Raw genomic sequence first — 14,539 nt, forward strand, 5'->3', positions numbered from 1 at the left:
CGCCGCTACTCCATGACAAGGAGGTTTCCGAATGTTCGATTTCCACCCCCGGCTCAAGCAGCGCTTCGCTGCCCTGCGCACGGGTGCCGAATTCTTTTCCTTGCGCTATGTGCGCGAGTCCGGCCAGTACCTGTCGGTGCGCAAGAACGTCGCCGAGCCGCCGAGCCTGCGCCGCGACGAAGGTGCGATGCTCACCGTGCGGGTCAACGGCGTCGAAGCCTACGCCGCCACCAACGACCTGTCGCAGCAGGGCCTGCAGGCCGCCCTCGACCGCGCCGAACAGCAGGCCCGGCGGCTCAAGCCCCACGCCCTGCTCGACCTGCGCGAGCAGCCGGTGTCCGGCGACCGCGCCGACTACTTCTCGCCCCACCTCGACCAACCCCTCCCGTCCCTGAGCGAATGCTTCGAGCTGCTCGGCGCGGAGTCCGCCTCGGTGCCAAAGGATGAGCGCCTGGTGAACTGGGAAGTGAGCCTGGGCATCACCCATGTCGAGCAGATCTACCTGAGCAGCGCCGGCGCCGAACTGCGCCAGGCCCAGCGCTTCATCTACCCTGGCCTGGACGTCACCGCCTACGACGGCAACGACAGCCAGACCCGCAGCCTGGGCCGGGAGAACTTCGGCCAGCAGGGCGGCATGGACGTGGTGCGCCGCTGCGGCCTGATCGGCGCCGGCCCGCAAGTGGCCGACCAGGCGCTGCAGCTGCTGCTGGCGCCGAACGCCCCGCAAGGGCCGCGCGACCTTCTGCTGATGCCCGACCAGATGATGCTGCAGATCCACGAGTCCATCGGCCACCCGCTGGAGCTGGACCGGATCCTGGGCGACGAACGCAACTACGCCGGCACCAGTTTCGTCACCGCCGCCGACTTCGGCACCCTGCAGTACGGCTCGAAGCTGCTCAACGTGACCTTCGACCCGGACATTCCCGAAGAGCTGGCCAGCTACGGCCACGACGATGACGGCAGCGCCGCCAGCAAGCAGTTCCTGATCCGCGAAGGCCTGCTGGTGCGGCCGCTGGGCGGGGCGCTGTCGCAGTTCCGCGCCGGTCTCGACGGCGTCGCCAACAGCCGCGCCTGCGGTTGGAACCGCCCGCCGATCGACCGCATGGCCAACCTCAACATCGAGCCGGGCGACCAGTCGCTGGCGCAACTGATCAACGGCATCGAGCACGGCATCCTCATGAGCACCAACCGCTCATGGTCGATCGACGATGCCCGCAACAAATTCCAGTTCGGCTGCGAGTGGGGCCAACTGATCGAGAACGGCGAACTCAAGGGCGTGGTGAAGAACCCGAACTACCGGGGCATTTCCGCGCACTTCTGGAAGAGCCTGCGCGCCGTCGGCGACGCCGGCACCACCCGCGTGCTGGGCACGCCCAACTGCGGCAAGGGCGAGCCGAACCAGGTGATCCGCGTCGGCCACGCCTCGCCGGCCTGCGTATTCAGCAACGTTGATGTGTTTGGGGGAGACGCCTGATGAGTATTTCCAGGAACGGAAGCGCCGCCTTCAAGGCGCTGGTCGACTGGCTGCATGACGCCGTGCGCGAACCGGAACAATTCACCCTCAGCTACGCCGCCGAGTCCTCGGCGTTCGTGCGTTTCAACCACGCCAAGGTGCGTCAGGCCGGGCAGGTGCAGCAGGCCAACATCGGGCTGAAACTGATCGACGACGGCCGCCATGCGGACTTGCAGATCACCCTGTCCGGCGAGCCGGAAACCGACCTGCAACGCCTGGCCGAAGGCCTGCAGCAGCTTCGCGAGACCGTGCCGCTGCTGCCGCAGGATCCGTACCTGCTGCTCAACCACAACCGCTGGCAGAGCCAGAGCGTGCAGGAACATCCCCTGCCGGACACCGAAGACGTGGTGGCGCAGATCACCGAAGCCGCCGCCGGCCTGGATCTGGTGGGCTTCTATGCCGCCGGGCCGATCAGCCGCGGTTTCGCCAGCTCCTCGGGGGCGTTCGGCTGGCACCAGGCCAACAGCTTCAATTTCGACTTCAGCCTGTTCCACGACAACGGCCAGGCCGTGAAGGCCAGCTACGCCGGCCACGACTGGAGCCGCGAAGGCTTCGCCCAGCGCTTCGCCCAGGCCCGCGAGCAACTGGAATTTCTCGGCCGGCCGCTGCGCACCCTGGCGCCGGGGCAGTACCGGGCGTACCTGGCGCCGGCGGCGCTGGAGGAAATCATGGGCATGCTCAGTTGGGGTGGATTCTCGGCCCAGTCGATCGCCAGCAAGAGCAGCCCGCTGCAGAAGCTGTATGCCGGCGATCAGGCCTTCAGCCCGCTGGTCTGCGTCGACGAGCAGGTCAGCGGCTCGTTGAGCCCGGCGTTTTCCGGTGAAGGCTATCCGCGCAGCGACCTGCGCCTGATCGTCGAAGGCAAGGCCGGCGACCGTCTGGTGGGCTCGCGCAGCGCCGCCGAATACGGCCTGGCCGCCAACGGCGCCGGCGGCGGCGAAGCGCCGAGCGCGCTGAACATGGCCGCAGGCCAACTGCCCCAGGACGAGATCCTCAAGCAATTGGGCACCGGGCTGTACATCAGCAACCTGTGGTACCTGAACTACTCGGACCAACCGGCGGCGCGCCTGACCGGCATGACCCGCTTCGCGACCTTCTGGGTCGAGGACGGCCGGATCCAGGCGCCGGTCAGCACCATGCGCTTCGACGACAGCGCCTACAGCCTGCTGGGTTCGCAGCTGGAAGCCCTGACCGCCGAACGGGAACTGCTGCTGTCGGCCAGCACGTACAGCCAGCGCAACACGTCTTCGGCGCTGTTGCCGGGGGCGCTGGTCAGCCGGTTGACGCTGACCCTGTAAACACAAGACCTGCGGGAACGGGCTTGGCCGCCAAAGCGGTGGGTCAATCGACAGGGATGTCGGATGAAACGGCCTCTTCGCAGGCCGGCCCGCCCCCGCAGGTTGTCCGGTTACCCGACCATCGCAAGAGGTTCCATGCCCGACCGCACGCCGATTGACGCCATCACCGCCCGCTGGTTGCCGTGGGTCGTGGCCATCGCTTTCTTCATGCAGTCCCTCGACGGGACGATCCTCAACACCGCCCTGCCCGCCATGGCACAGGACCTGGCCGAAGACCCGCTGCGCATGCAGGGCGTGGTCATCGCCTACATGCTCACCGTGGCCCTCTTGATTCCGGCCTCGGGCTGGATCGCCGACCGCTTCGGCACCAAGAAGATCTTCTTCGGCGCCATCCTGCTGTTCAGCCTCGGCTCGTTGCTTTGTGCGCTGTCGGGCAGCCTGAGCATGCTGGTGGGCGCCCGGGTGATCCAGGGCCTGGGCGGCGCGCTGATGCTGCCGGTCGGACGGCTGGTGGTGCTGCGCGCCTACCCGCGCTCCGAACTGGTGCGGATCATGGGCTTCATCACCATCCCCGGCCTGCTCGGCCCGCTGATCGGCCCGACCATGGGCGGCTGGATGGTGGAGTACCTGACGTGGCACTGGATCTTCCTGATCAACCTGCCGGTGGGCGTCATCGGCTGCTACGCGGTGTGGAAGTTCATCCCCGACCTGCGCGGCAGCGAGCGCACGCGCTTCGACAGCATGGGCTTTGTGCTGTTCGGCGCGGCGATGATCCTGATCACCATCGCCATGGAAGGCCTGGGCGAACTGCACCTGCCGCACCTGCGGGTGATGCTGCTGCTGTTCGCCGGGCTGGCGTGCCTGGCGGCCTACTGGCTGCGCGCCGGGCACATCGACAATCCGCTGTTCGCGCCGTCGCTGTTCAAGACCCGCACTTTCGCCGTCGGCATCCTCGGCAACCTGTTCGCTCGTCTGGGCAGCGGCGCCCTGCCGTTCCTGGTGCCCTTGCTGCTGCAGGTGGCGCTGGGCTATTCGCCGTCCCAGGCCGGGATGAGCATGCTGCCGCTGGCCGCTGCGGCGATGGTCGCCAAGTGGGTGGCGCGGCCGCTGATCGAGCGCCTGGGCTACCGCATCGTGCTCACCGGCAACACCTTGGCGCTGGGGATCATGCTGGCGAGCATGGGCCTGGTCAGCGAGCAGACGCCGTACTGGCTGCTGCTGTGCCTGCTGGCGATCCTGGGGGCGATCAACTCGCTCCAGTTCACCGCCATGAACACCGTGACCCTGATCGACCTCGACGACGCCAGCGCCAGCAGCGGCAACAGCCTGCTGTCGGTGGTGGCGCAGCTGTCGCTGAGCCTGGGCGTGGCCTGCGCCGGCGCGCTGCTGGGCGGGTTCACCGCGCAGATCGGCAACGACGGCGTCGACACCGTCCTGGGCGCGTTCCAGCTGACGTTCGTGACGGTGGGCGTGATGGCGATGCTGGCGGCCACGATCTTCTCCCAGCTGTCGAAGGACGACGGGCGGCGCGTGCGCAGCGCGGAGCAGCACATCGAACATTGACCGCTGTTCGTCCAGAACTTTCGAGGAAAGTGGCACGGTGCTGGTACACTGCGCGACATTTTGTTTTGCAGGCCCGTCCCGTGACCACCATCGCCACCGCTTTCAACACTTTGCCGCTGTCCGCCGCCATGCTGGCTAACCTCGACTCCCTCGGTTACGCCCAGATGACGCCGATCCAGGCGCAGAGCTTGCCGGTGATCCTCAAGGGGCTGGACCTGATCGCCCAGGCCAAGACCGGCAGCGGCAAGACCGCCGCGTTCGGCGTCGGCCTGCTGAACCCGATCAACCCGCGCTACTTCGGCTGCCAGGCGCTGGTGATGTGCCCGACCCGCGAGCTGGCCGACCAGGTGGCCAAGGAAATCCGCCGCCTGGCCCGCGCCGAAGACAACATCAAAGTGCTGACCCTGTGCGGCGGCGTGCCCTTCGGCCCGCAGATCGCTTCGCTGGAGCACGGCGCGCACATCATCGTCGGCACGCCGGGGCGCATCCAGCAGCACCTGAGCAAGGGCACCCTGGTGCTCGACGGCCTCAACACCCTGGTGCTGGACGAAGCCGACCGCATGCTCGACATGGGCTTTTACGACGCCATCGAAGACATCCTCGGCCAGACCCCGGCGCGCCGCCAGACGCTGCTGTTCTCCGCCACGTATCCGGCGGGCATCAAGCAGCTGGCGTCGAACTTCATGCGCGATCCGCAGCAGGTGAAGGTCGAGGCCCTGCACGACGACAGCCAGATCGAACAGCGTTTCTACGAGATCGCCCCCGAAGATCGCCTGAGCGCGGTGACCAAGGTGCTCGGCCACTTCCGCCCGGCCTCCTGCGTGGCGTTCTGCTTCACCAAGCAGCAGGTGCAGGAGACCGTCGACCACCTGACCGCCAAGGGCATCTCGGCCGTCGGCCTGCACGGCGACCTGGAGCAGCGCGACCGCGACCAGGTGCTGGCGATGTTCGCCAACCGCAGCACCTCGGTGCTGGTGGCCACCGACGTCGCCGCCCGCGGCCTGGACATCGATGCGCTGGACATGGTGATCAACGTCGAACTGGCCCGCGACTCCGAAGTCCACATCCACCGCGTCGGCCGCACCGGCCGGGCCGGCGAGAAAGGCATCGCGGTCAGCCTGGTGGCGCCGTCGGAAGCGCACCGCGCACGGGCCATCGAAGAGCGCCAGAAGGCCCCGCTGAACTGGGATCAGGTGGACAACCTCAAGTCCCAGGGCGGCGGCCCGCTGCTGCCGGCCATGAGCACCCTGTGCATCGCCGCCGGGCGCAAGGACAAGGTGCGTCCGGGCGACATCCTCGGCGCCCTCACCGGCGACGCGGGCATCCCCGGCGCCCAGGTGGGCAAGATCGCGATCTTCGACTTCCAGGCCTACGTGGCGGTGGAGCGCGGCATCGCCAAACAGGCCCTGGCGCGGCTCAACAGCGGCAAGATCAAGGGCCGTTCGCTGCGGGTGCGAATTTTGTAAGAGCAACACACCTGCAGGAGCGAGCCTGCTCGCTCCTGCAGGGGGTTCCGGTGATTTTGAAATTTGTGTGAGGACACCGTTTTGCGCTCTACCGAAGTCGTGATCATTGGCGCCGGCGCCGCCGGTTTGATGTGTGCCCTGACCGCCGCCGGGCGTGGGCGCCAGGTGCTGCTGCTCGACCACGCGAACAAGGCCGGCAAGAAAATCCTGATGTCGGGCGGCGGGCGCTGCAACTTCACCAACATGTACACCGAGCCCGGCAATTTCCTGTCGCAGAACCCGCATTTCTGCAAATCCGCCCTGGCCCGCTACACCCAGTGGGACTTCATCGGCCTGGTCGCCAAGCACGGCGTGCCGTACCACGAGAAGAAGCTCGGCCAGCTGTTCTGCGACAACAAGTCCAGCGACATCCTCGGCATGCTCCTCGACGAGTGCGACCAGGTGGGCGTCGAACTGCGCCTGGACACCTCGATCCAGACCATCGAGAAGACCGAAGGCGGCTACCTGCTCGACACCACCCTCGGCCAGGTCCAGTGCCAGTCGCTGGTGATCGCCACCGGCGGCCTGTCGATCCCGACCCTGGGCGCCACCGGCTTCGGCTATCAGGTGGCCAGGCAGTTCGGCCACGAACTGCTGCCGACCCGCGCCGGGCTGGTGCCGTTCACCATCACCGACCAGCTCAAGGACCTGTGCGGCGAACTGTCGGGCACCTCGGTCGATTGCCTGGTCAGCTGCAACGGCCAGAGCTTTCGCGAGAACATCCTGTTCACCCACCGCGGCCTCAGCGGCCCGGCGATCCTGCAGATCTCGTCGTTCTGGGAATCCGGCGACACGGTGGAGATCAACCTGCTGCCGGACCACGACGCCGCCGGCTGGCTGCAACAGCAGCAGGCCGAACGCCCGAACAGCGAACTGAAGACCCTGCTCGGGGAAATCTTCACCAAGAAGATGGCCACCCTGCTGGCGGACAACTGGTTCGCCTCCAAGCCGATGAAGCAGTACACCCACGCGGAGCTGGCGGACATCGCCGACAAGCTCGGCAGCTGGAAAGTCGTGCCGGCGGGCACCGAGGGCTACCGCACCGCCGAAGTCACCCTGGGCGGCGTCGATACTCGGGAAGTGTCGTCCAAGACCATGGAATCGCTGAAAAGCCCGGGCCTGTACTTCGTCGGCGAAGTGCTCGACGTCACCGGGCACCTGGGCGGCTTCAACTTCCAGTGGGCCTGGGCCTCGGGCTACGCGGCGGCGCAGTACGTCTGATCCGTTTTCAAACATGAAACGCAATTTCTGTGGGAGCTGGCTTGCCAGCGATGAGGCCGGTAGAGCCAACATCGTAGTTGCCTGACAGTCAGCCATCTCTGGCAAGTCGAATCGTCGCACCGCAGCTCCCACAGGTTTCTTTGCCAACCTCGGACATTGAGCTTGGCAAAACCAATGCAAGGAACACTTTTTGCTGTCCGATGTGATCGGCGCCATTGCGTCGGCGTCATTACTGGCTCAATTTAGCGGCATCGCCTCGGAAGGCCTTCGCATTTCATGTCCTCGACCTCGTTTCGTCAGTCTTTGCGGCGCCTGTGGGCGCTGGACAAGTTCAGCTACAGCGTGCGGGTGTTCATCGCCCTGACCGGCAGCATGGCGCTGTGCTGGTTCCAGGATGAAATGGGGCTGCTGATCCCGCTGTTCCTGGGGATCATCGCCAGCGCCCTGGCCGAGACCGACGACAGCTGGCAAGGCCGCCTCAACGCGCTGGCGGTGACGCTGGTCTGCTTCAGCGTCGCCGCGCTGTCGGTGGAGCTGTTGTTCCCCTACCCCGTCGTGTTCGTCATCGCCCTGGCGCTGGCCAGTTTCGGCCTGACCATGCTCGGCGCCTTGGGCGAGCGCTACGGGGCGATCGCCTCGGCGACGTTGATCCTGTCGGTGTACACGATGATCGGCGTCGACCAGCGCGGCGGCGCGGTCAGCGATTTCTGGCACGAACCGATGCTGCTGGTGGCCGGCGCCGCGTGGTACGGGCTGCTGTCGGTGCTGTGGCAGGCGTTGTTCTCCAACCAGCCGGTGCAGCAGAGCCTGGCGCGGCTGTTCCGCGAGCTGGGCTACTACCTCAAGCTCAAGGCCTCGCTGTTCGAGCCGATCCGCCAACTGGACGTCGAGGCCCGGCGCCTGGAGCTGGCGCAGCAGAACGGCCGGGTGGTGGCGGCGCTCAACACCGCCAAGGAAATCATCCTGCACCGGGTCGGCAACGGTCGCCCAGGCTCCAAGGTCAGCCGCTACCTGAAGCTGTACTTCCTGGCCCAGGACATCCACGAGCGCGCCAGTTCCTCGCACTACCCGTACAACGCCCTGGCCGACGCGTTCTTCCACAGCGACGTGCTGTTCCGCTGCCAGCGCCTGCTGCGCCAGCAAGGCAAGGCCTGCCGGGCGCTGGCCGAATCGATCCAGATGCGCCAGCCGTTCATCTACGACGCCAGCTTCGCCGAAGCGTTGGGCGACCTGCACGCCTCCCTCGAACACCTGCGCATCCAGAGCAACCCGGCCTGGCGCGGCCTGCTGCGTTCGCTGCGGGCGCTGGCGGCCAACCTCGGCACCCTCGACCGCCTGCTCAGCGACGCCAGCAACCCCGACGCCCTGGCCGACGCCACCGACAGCAGCCTGCTCGACCGTTCGCCGCGCAACCTCAAGGACGTGTGGACGCGCCTGCGCACGCAACTGACGCCGACCTCGCTGCTGTTCCGCCACGCCCTGCGCCTGCCGCTGGCCTTGAGCATCGGCTACGGCATGGTGCACCTGATCCACCCTTCGCAGGGCTACTGGATCATCCTCACCACGCTGTTCGTCTGCCAGCCGAACTACGGCGCCACCCGGCGCAAGCTCGGCCAGCGGATCCTCGGCACCGCCATCGGCCTGACCGTGGCCTGGGCGCTGTTCGACCTGTTCCCCAGCCCGCTGGTGCAGTCGTGCTTCGCCATCGCCGCCGGCGTGGTGTTCTTCACCAACCGCACCACGCGCTACACCGTGGCGACCGCGGCGATCACCATCATGGTGCTGTTCTGCTTCAACCAGGTGGGCGACGGCTACGGCCTGTTCGTCCCGCGCCTGCTCGACACCCTGCTGGGCAGCCTGATCGCGGGCCTGGCGGTGTTCCTGTTCCTGCCGGACTGGCAGGGCCGGCGCCTGAACAAGGTGCTGGCCAACACCCTGACCTGCAACAGCATCTACCTGCGCCAGATCATGCAGCAGTACGCCGCCGGCAAGAGCGACGACCTCGCCTACCGGCTGGCCCGGCGCAACGCGCACAACGCCGACGCGGCGCTGTCCACCACCCTGGCGAACATGCTCATGGAGCCTGGGCATTTCCGTAAGGAGGCCGACGTCGGGTTCCGCTTCCTGGTGCTGTCGCACACCCTGCTCAGTTATCTCTCGGGCCTGGGCGCGCACCGGGAAACCCGCTTGCCGGAGGACGTACGCGAGCACCTGATCGACGGCGCCGGCGTCAGCCTGGCCGCCAGCATCGACGACATCGCCCAGGGCCTGGCGAGCAAGCAGCCGATCGCGATCCAGAGCGACGAGGAAGAAGCGCTGGCCAACGCGCTGGAGCAGATGCCGGACGAGATCGATGAGGGGCAGCGGCTGGTGCAGACGCAACTGGCGTTGATCTGCCGTCAGTTGGGCCCGTTGCGGACCCTGGCGGCGCATTTGATCAAGGACACCGGCGAGGCCTGAGTCCTGCGGCGCCTTTCATGGCGTCATCGCCAGCAGGGTGGCTCCCACCTTTGAAGACTGGAATACAGTCCACTGTGGGAGCCAGCCTGCTGGCGATGAGGCCATCCACCGCACAGCGGATTCCGGATCAGGGCTCACATGCCATGCTGCCTGAGCAACTTGTCGTAGCTGCCGTCAGCCTTCATCGCCGCGATCTCCCGGTCGAACCCGGCCACGATCTGCTCGTGCTGCGGGTTCTTCAGGCTCACCAGGATGTGCAGGCTGTTCTCGCTCAGGGGCTTGGGCAGGAATTCCACGGCGTTGCGCACCTTCGGCGCTTCGCGGGCCAGGTAGTAGCGCGCGACGTACTCGTCCTCCAGCGTCAGCTTGACCCGGTCCGCCGCCAGCATGCGCACGGCCATGGCGAAGTTGTGCACCGGCACCTTCTGCAACGCGGTGTCGGCGTCGAACGGCGCCGAATAGGCGTAACCGCGCACCACCGCGATCGGGTAGGTGTGCAGTTCCTCCAGACTGCTGTATTCCAGTGGCATGTCCTTGCGCTTGAGGAACCGCACGCGGTTGAGCAGGTACTCGCCGGAGAACTGCCCAAGCTTGGTCCGCTCGTCGTTGTACCAGGCGTTGACCAGCACGTCGTAGCGGCCCTCGCCGACGCCGAGCAAGGCCCGCGCCCACGGCACCTGTTCATAGCTGCTGGCATACCCGGCCCGGGACAGGGCCGTGCTGACGATGTCCGTGGCCAGCCCGCCGTTGGCCAGCGTTTCGTCGGTGAACGGCGGCCAGACATCGAACACCAGGCGCAGCTTGTCCGCGGCAGCGCTTTGGCCCAGCAACAGCAATCCGATCAAAGCAAAGGCTCGATGCAATCGCGGCATGCTTGAAAATCCTTAGCGGGCGGGCTGCCCGGCGTGTTTTCAGTCAAAACCCCAAGGCCTGTGGACGCGCATCCCAGGCCCTAACATTAGCTCATTGCAGCCAGTGCACAGTGCTTACCAGCAGATTACACAAAGAACTCGGAACCGCGAGGACGGAATGATGGCATTTTGGTCTTTGTCACAGATTTATGCGCCATGCAGACAGATTCCGGCCCGGCGCTTAGTATCGGGCGACGCCAATCAAGGAACCGGACAATGACAATCGAGTGGGTCTGCAAACATCACAGCGATCTGGGCAAGGAGCAGCTGTACGCCATCCTGAAGCTACGCTCGCAAGTGTTCGTGGTCGAACAGCGCTGCGCCTACCTGGACCCCGACGGCCAGGACCTGGAAGGCGACACCTGCCACCTGATGGGCTGGGAAGGCGACGAGCTGGTGGCTTACCTGCGCCTGCTGGATCCGCAGTCCCAGGGCGGCGACGTGGTGATCGGCCGGGTGCTCACCGCGCCGTCAGGGCGCGGCAAGGGCCTGGGCCACACCCTGATGGAACAGGCGCTGAAGCAGGCCGAAAAGCATTGGCCGCAGGTGCCGGTCTACCTGTCGGCCCAGGCGCACCTGCAAGGGTATTACGGGCGTTACGGGTTCGCCGTGGCAGGCGAGGAATACCTCGAAGACGACATTCCGCACATCGGCATGCGCCGGGCCTGAGGGCCTCATCGTCGGATCGCCGCAGGATCAAGACCGTTGCTCCCACACTGTTGCGCCTGGCACAGAACCTGTGGGAGCCAGCCTGCTGGCGATGGGGCCGGCCCGCTCACCGCAGCACTCAGGGATACTCCAGCACCGCCTTGATCTGCCGCAGGTTGCGCTCGATCCACCCCCGGTCGATCGCCCCCCACTCGCGGATCCGGTAGCGCCCGGCATGGTTGCGCGCACCCTCTTCCTGCTCGAACTCGCAGACGATGTCCAGGTCCGCCAGCGCCGCGATGGTGTCCTGCGCCGTGCGCCGGGGCATGCCGGTGGCGTCGGTCAGCGCCGGCACGCTGCTGGCCAGGCCGCTGTCGATCAGGTACGCCACGTACAGACGGCGGTAGAAACTGCTCTTGGTCTTGCTCACGTCCATCCACACACTCCTTGTCGCGTCAGTTGATCGCTACTGCAGATCCCGCCAGGTCAGGTACACCCGCAGGTCGAACTCGATCTGGTGATAGCCCGGCAACATGTGCTCGCACAGCTTGTAGAACGCCTTGTTGTGGTCCGACTCTTTGAAATGCGCCAGTTCGTGCACCACGATCATCTTCAGGAATTGCGGCGCGGCCTCCTTGAACAGCGAGGCGATGCGGATTTCCTTCTTGGCCTTGAGCTTGCCGCCCTGCACCCGCGACACCGTGGTGTGCAGGCCAAGGGCGCGGTGGGTCAGGTCGAGGCGGTTGTCGAACAGCACCTTGTCGATGGCCGGGGCGTTGCGCAGGTATTCCTGCTTCAGCTCCAGCGCGTAGCCGTACAGGGCCTTGTCGCTCTGCACGTCGTGACGGCCGGGGTAGCGTTGGTCGAGGTAGTCGCCGAGGCGACCGTCGGCGATCAGCTGGCGCACCTGATCCTGCAGTTGCACGGGATAGGCCTGGAGGTATTTCAACGCAGTCATGGGGCTGGCGGTACGGGCTCATGGAAAGGCCGCCAGTGTAGCGAATTCAACCGACCAACGCGCCCCAGTCGAACGGCTGGGCAAACCGCACGGTCTCGTCGGCGACCATCGGCCGCGCCACCAGGAAGCCTTGCACGTATTCGCAGCCATGGGCCTGCAGCCATCGGTACTGCGCCAGGGTCTCGACACCCTCGGCGATCACCAGCAGGCCGTACTCCTTGCTCAGTTCGAGCACGCTGCGCACCAGCGAGGCGTCCCGCGCCGAGTCCGGCAATCGGGCGATCAGGTGTCGGTCGAGCTTCAGCGTATCCAACTCAAGGTCGCGCAGGTGCGCCAAGGAGCACGCGCCGGAGCCGAAGTCGTCCAGCGCCACCCGCACCCCGAGGTTGCGCAACAGGCGCAGTTGCTTGCGCGTGTCGTCCGGGTTGACCGTCAGCGCCTCTTCGGTGACTTCCACCTCCAACTGCCGTGGCTTCAACCCATGACGTTCCAGCACCTGCCGCAGCTCGGTGACCAGGTTCGGCAGGCCGAACTGGGTGTTGCTCAGGCTCACGCCCAGCACCAGGTCCTCGTCGAACTGCGCCTGCCAGGCCTTCCGCTGCCCGGCGCTGTGGTGGTAGATCCAGCTGCCGAGGCGGCTGATCAGCTGCGCTTCCTCCAGCAACGGCAGGAACAGGCCCGGCGGCACGTCGCCGGCGCTCGGATGGTGCCAGCGCAGCAACGCCTCGAAGCCACGGATCCGCCCGTCGGCGATCGCCACCTGCGGCTGGTACACCAGATTGAAGTCGAGGTTCTCGATGGCGGTGCGCACGCTCTCTTCCAGCATCAGCCGCGAGCGCGCCCGGCCGTTCATCTCCGGGTCGTAGAAGCGGTACTGCTGACGCCCGGCGCGCTTGGCCTCGTACATGGCGATGTCCGAGGCGCGCAGCAACCCATCGACGCTGTTGCCGCAATCCGGGTAAGTGGCGATGCCGATGCTGGCACCCAACGTGACGTCCATGCCCTCGATCTGCTGACAGATCGACACCCGTTCGATGAGCTTCTCCGCGATCTTCGCCGCCTGCTCGGGAAACTCCAGGTCCAGCAGCGCCGTGAACTCGTCCCCGCCCATCCGCGCCAGGATGTCGAACGGGCGCAGGCACGCCTTCAACTGCTCGGACACCCAGCGCAGCACCCGGTCGCCGGCATCGTGGCCGAGGGAATCGTTGACCCGCTTGAAGCCGTCGAGGTCCAGGTACATCAGCACCCAGGCGCTGTCGCTGCGCTCGCCGCGCAGCAGCAGGTTCTCCACGGTCTGGTAGAAGCCGCGCCGGTTGAGCAGCCCGGTCAAGGGGTCGGTGACGGCCTGGAACTCCAGCTGCTGATGCAGGTGGCGCACCACCGACATGTCCAGCACCGTCACCACCATCGCATGCTGTTCGGTGGGCAGCGGCGCGCAGGACAACGCCACCGGCACCTGCTGGCCCGGCGCGGTGCGCAGCAAGGCGTCGTGCAGGCGCAGGGTTTCGCCGCGCTTGTAGCTCACGTAAAAATCGGAATCGGCCCACAAGGGAATGTGAGGCTTTTGCAGGAAATCGAGAAACTCCTGACCTTGCAGTTCCTGCACCGGAGCATTGAGCAGCCGGGAGATCGCCGGGTTGGCGAACCGGATCAAGCCGTCCTCGGCCAACACCAGGATCCCCTCCGCCGCGTTGTCCAGCACCGAGGCGTTGAACGCCCGGGCGATCTCCAGGTCCTGGCTCAGGCGCTGCAAGGCCCGCCGGTTGCGCTGGTGCTCCAGCAACGCCTGCACCTTGGGCTTGAGGATCTGCGGGTCGAAGGGCTTGAACAGGTAATCCACCGCACCGCTGGCGTAGCCCTTGATCACGGCGTCCTGGGACTGCTCGTTGGCGGTCAGGAAAATGATCGGCGTCAGGCGCGTGCGCTGGCTGCCGCGCATCAGCCGCGCGACCTCGAAACCGTCCATGCCCGGCATCTGCACATCCAGCAGCACCAGGTCGATATCGTGCTCAAGCAACAGGTTCAGCGCCTCGAAGCCTGAGGCGGCCGTCATCACCTGCCAGTCCTGGCGTTGCAGCAACGCCCGCATGCTGATCAGGTTTTCAGGGTAATCATCAACGATCAAAAGGACTGAGCTGCCTTCACCTGGCTGTGGTTGCGCGCATTCCATGCTGCTTCTCTTGTCGGGACGTCAGACGGGATTCCGGTGAAAAACCGTACACCTACTGAGCCATCACTCTAGTCCGGGATCGGCAAAAGCTGTAGCTATCACAGGGCCATCACCCAAGCAAACGCTTGAGTAGCCGACTAACGGTCGTCGCTGAAGCCCCCGGAAACCGGGAAGGATGGCACTTCGACAGGATGTTGGCGCCAATCATCCGCCGAGCGGGCGTTAACAAAAAACACCCTTGCGCTTATAAAGGCCGCCCCCGAAAGGCGCGGGCTAGAGCTTCTGGCACGCG

The 14,539-nt window shown here is 66.1% G+C and carries 11 protein-coding genes; 7 read left to right on the forward strand and 4 right to left on the reverse strand.

The window, feature by feature from the left end:
- Window positions 1-31 precede the first annotated feature (31 nt).
- From CAG33_RS03450 to yccS, 6 genes are all read left to right on the forward strand, one after another.
- The gene (locus CAG33_RS03450) at window positions 32-1,474 is read left to right on the forward strand and encodes a TldD/PmbA family protein (protein WP_085580704.1); all 1,443 of its coding nucleotides are present in this window, start codon (window positions 32-34) and stop codon (window positions 1,472-1,474) included.
- Complete coding sequence (locus CAG33_RS03455; protein WP_085630016.1) at window positions 1,474-2,811, forward strand: TldD/PmbA family protein; 1,338 nt, start codon at window positions 1,474-1,476, stop codon at window positions 2,809-2,811. The genes CAG33_RS03450 and CAG33_RS03455 overlap by 1 nt, the downstream gene beginning before the upstream one ends.
- A 135-nt stretch (window positions 2,812-2,946) precedes the next feature.
- Entirely contained in the window at window positions 2,947-4,374 is a 1,428-nt protein-coding gene (mdtD, locus tag CAG33_RS03460) for a multidrug transporter subunit MdtD (RefSeq protein ID WP_085580708.1), read from the forward strand.
- A gap of 80 nt (window positions 4,375-4,454) precedes the next feature.
- On the forward strand, window positions 4,455-5,840 hold the full coding sequence (gene dbpA / locus CAG33_RS03465) for an ATP-dependent RNA helicase DbpA (RefSeq protein ID WP_085630434.1): 1,386 nt from the start codon (window positions 4,455-4,457) through the stop codon (window positions 5,838-5,840).
- 81 nt (window positions 5,841-5,921) lie between these two features.
- Window positions 5,922-7,100: an NAD(P)/FAD-dependent oxidoreductase gene (locus CAG33_RS03470; protein ID WP_085580710.1), complete on the forward strand. Its 1,179-nt coding sequence runs from the start codon at window positions 5,922-5,924 to the stop codon at window positions 7,098-7,100.
- Between the two features lie 276 nt (window positions 7,101-7,376).
- Window positions 7,377-9,560 carry a YccS family putative transporter gene (gene yccS, locus CAG33_RS03475; protein WP_085580712.1) on the forward strand — a complete coding sequence of 728 codons (2,184 nt, stop codon included), beginning with the start codon at window positions 7,377-7,379 and terminating at the stop codon, window positions 9,558-9,560.
- Between the two features lie 134 nt (window positions 9,561-9,694).
- Here yccS and CAG33_RS03480 read toward each other — a convergent pair whose 3' ends face one another.
- Window positions 9,695-10,432 carry an ABC transporter substrate-binding protein gene (locus CAG33_RS03480; protein WP_085580714.1) on the reverse strand — a complete coding sequence of 246 codons (738 nt, stop codon included), beginning with the start codon at window positions 10,430-10,432 and terminating at the stop codon, window positions 9,695-9,697.
- Window positions 10,433-10,687: 255 nt separating this feature from the next.
- On the opposite strand from CAG33_RS03480, the gene CAG33_RS03485 reads away from it, so the two are divergent.
- A complete protein-coding gene (locus CAG33_RS03485) occupies window positions 10,688-11,140 on the forward strand; it encodes a GNAT family N-acetyltransferase (protein WP_085580716.1) in 453 nt (150 codons plus the stop codon).
- Window positions 11,141-11,258: 118 nt separating this feature from the next.
- Here CAG33_RS03485 and CAG33_RS03490 read toward each other — a convergent pair whose 3' ends face one another.
- Genes CAG33_RS03490 through CAG33_RS03500 form a run of 3 tightly spaced genes read right to left on the reverse strand, consistent with a single transcriptional unit; the run spans window position 11,259 to window position 14,247 of the window.
- The gene (locus tag CAG33_RS03490; protein WP_085580718.1) at window positions 11,259-11,555 is read right to left on the reverse strand and encodes a helix-turn-helix domain-containing protein; all 297 of its coding nucleotides are present in this window, start codon (window positions 11,553-11,555) and stop codon (window positions 11,259-11,261) included.
- 30 nt (window positions 11,556-11,585) lie between these two features.
- A complete protein-coding gene (locus CAG33_RS03495) occupies window positions 11,586-12,077 on the reverse strand; it encodes a M48 family metallopeptidase (RefSeq protein WP_085630018.1) in 492 nt (163 codons plus the stop codon).
- Window positions 12,078-12,123: 46 nt separating this feature from the next.
- Entirely contained in the window at window positions 12,124-14,247 is a 2,124-nt protein-coding gene (locus CAG33_RS03500) for a bifunctional diguanylate cyclase/phosphodiesterase (RefSeq protein WP_085580724.1), read from the reverse strand.
- Window positions 14,248-14,539 lie beyond the last annotated feature (292 nt).

Source organism: Pseudomonas sp. B3(2017) (genome assembly GCF_002113595.1).
In the GTDB taxonomy this organism is placed as follows: Bacteria; Pseudomonadota; Gammaproteobacteria; order Pseudomonadales; family Pseudomonadaceae; genus Aquipseudomonas; species Aquipseudomonas ekonensis.

What these genes read in the sequence shown, in the direction of transcription:
- yccS (WP_085580712.1), top strand. Translation starts at nt 7,377, where the DNA reads ATGTCCTCGACCTCGTTTCGTCAGTCTTTGCGGCGCCTGTGGGCGCTG.
- mdtD (WP_085580708.1), top strand. Translation starts at nt 2,947, where the DNA reads ATGCCCGACCGCACGCCGATTGACGCCATCACCGCCCGCTGGTTGCCG.
- CAG33_RS03480 (WP_085580714.1), bottom strand. Translation starts at nt 10,432, where the DNA reads ATGCCGCGATTGCATCGAGCCTTTGCTTTGATCGGATTGCTGTTGCTG.
- CAG33_RS03490 (WP_085580718.1), bottom strand. Translation starts at nt 11,555, where the DNA reads ATGGACGTGAGCAAGACCAAGAGCAGTTTCTACCGCCGTCTGTACGTG.
- CAG33_RS03500 (WP_085580724.1), bottom strand. Translation starts at nt 14,247, where the DNA reads ATGGAATGCGCGCAACCACAGCCAGGTGAAGGCAGCTCAGTCCTTTTG.
- CAG33_RS03485 (WP_085580716.1), top strand. Translation starts at nt 10,688, where the DNA reads ATGACAATCGAGTGGGTCTGCAAACATCACAGCGATCTGGGCAAGGAG.
- CAG33_RS03450 (WP_085580704.1), top strand. Translation starts at nt 32, where the DNA reads ATGTTCGATTTCCACCCCCGGCTCAAGCAGCGCTTCGCTGCCCTGCGC.
- CAG33_RS03495 (WP_085630018.1), bottom strand. Translation starts at nt 12,077, where the DNA reads ATGACTGCGTTGAAATACCTCCAGGCCTATCCCGTGCAACTGCAGGAT.
- CAG33_RS03455 (WP_085630016.1), top strand. Translation starts at nt 1,474, where the DNA reads ATGAGTATTTCCAGGAACGGAAGCGCCGCCTTCAAGGCGCTGGTCGAC.